This window comes from Actinomadura rubrisoli, from assembly GCF_004349215.1.
Taxonomy (GTDB): domain Bacteria; phylum Actinomycetota; class Actinomycetes; order Streptosporangiales; family Streptosporangiaceae; genus Spirillospora; species Spirillospora rubrisoli.
Genome location: NZ_SMKU01000657.1, coordinates 1 through 1,879, shown reverse-complemented (window position 1 = coordinate 1,879; position 1,879 = coordinate 1). Strand labels below are relative to the sequence as shown.

Here is a 1,879-nt window from a genome sequence, read left to right as displayed (position 1 = left end):
GGAGAAGAACGCCAGCGGGCGGGACCCTCCGTCGCCGGGGGCGCCCACGGAGACCTGGAGTTCGACGGCGCCCGCGTCCGGCAGCACCAGCGGCGCCTCCAGCACCAGGTCGTCGAGCCGGTCGCAGCCGACGTGGTCGCCCGCGTGCAGGGCCAGGTCCACGAACGCGGTGCCCGGCAGCAGCACGGCGCCGCCGACCCGGTGGTCGGCCAGCCACGGCGTGGTGGCGGCCGACAGCCGTCCGGTGAGGACGAGCCCGTCGCCCTCGGCGAGCGGGACGGCGGCGCCGAGCAGCGGGTGGCCGGAACCGCCCGGCTGCCCCGCCGCGCCCATCGGCAGCCAGTACGACCGGCGCTGGAAGGGGTAGGTCGGCAGTTGGGCGTGCGGGCCGGTCGCGCCGCCGAAGAACGCGGACCAGTCCACGGCGCTGCCCGCGCAGTGCGCCCGGGCCAGCGCGGCGACGGCCCCGGCGGGCTCGGGACGGTCCCGGCGGACCGTCCCGATCAGCGCGGCGTCCGCGTCGGCGAGCGTCTGCGCCACCAGCGGCAGCAGCACCGGATCCGGGCCGAGCTCCACGAACGCGGTGGCGCCGCGGGCGGCGAGGGCGGCGGTGCCGTCGGCGAACATGACGGCCTCGCGCAGGTGCCTGACCCAGTAGTCGGCGGTGAACTCCTCGACCGGCCGTCCGTCCAGGTTGGAGATGACGGGCAGCTTCGGCGGCGCCGGGACGAGCGTCTCGGCGACGGCACGGAACTCGGCGAGGACCGGGTCCATGAGGGCGGAGTGGAAGGCGTGGCTGACCCGCAGCGGCCGGGTCTTGCGGCCCCGGTCCGACCACGTCCTGGCGAGGTCGAGCACGGCTCCGGCGGCGCCGGAGACGACGACGGAGCCGGGGGCGTTCACGGCGGCGACGGTCACGCCGTCGGGGAGGTCGAGTTCCTCGGCCGTGGCCTGGACGGCGGCCATGGCCCCGTCGCCGGGCGCCTCCTGCATGAGGCGGGCCCGCGCGGTGACGAGGGTGCAGGCGTCCTCCAGGGAGAGCGAACCGGCGGCGTGCGCGGCGGTCAGCTCCCCGATGGAGTGGCCGATCAGCAGGTCGGGGCGCAGGCCCCAGGAGGCGTAGAGCCGGTGGAGCGCGACCTGGAAGGCGAACAGCGCGGGCTGGGCGTGCCGGGTCTGGTCCAGCAACGCCGCGTCCTGTCCCCACATGACGTCCCGCAGGCCGGGTTCGAGCAGGTCGAGGGCTTCGTCGAAGGCTTGGGCGAAGACGGGGAACGCGGCGTGCAGCTCGCGTCCCATTCCGAGCCGCTGCGAGCCCTGACCCGAGAACAGGAACGCGGTCTTCCCGCCCTTCGCGGCCCTGCCCTGGACGACGTTGTCCGCGCTCCCGCCCGCGGCGAGCATCGTCAGGCCCGCCAGCAGCTCCTCGCGGTCGGCGCCGACCACCGCGGCCCGGTGGCCGAGCCGCGCCCGGCCGCCCGCCAGCGCCGCCCCGATCTCGGCGTCGGCGGGCCCGCCGGTGCCGGAGACGAAGTCGGCGAGCCGCGCGGCCTGCTCGGCGAGCGCCTCGCCGGATCGGGCCGACAGCAGCCACGGGGTGACCGGCTGCGGTTCCACCGGCTCGCGCGGCTCCTCCTCGGGTGCCTGCTCAATGATGATGTGGGAGTTGGTGCCGCTGATGCCGAAGGAGGACACCGCGGCGCGGCGTGGGTGTCCGGTTTCCGGCCAGTTCTCTGGTTCGGTGAGCAGGCGGACGGCGCCGGAGTCCCAGTCGATGTGGGGGGAGGGTTGGTCGGCGTGCAGGGTTTTGGGGAGGGTGCCGTGCCGCATCGCCATGATCATTTTGATGATTCCGGCGACTCCGGCGGCGGCTTGGGTG

The 1,879-nt window shown here is 75.6% G+C and carries 1 protein-coding gene; it reads right to left on the bottom strand.

The features are described 5' to 3' along the window. The coding region (locus E1298_RS46575) for an acyltransferase domain-containing protein (RefSeq protein ID WP_131903753.1) at positions 1-1,879 on the bottom strand (1,879 nt) is incomplete at both ends.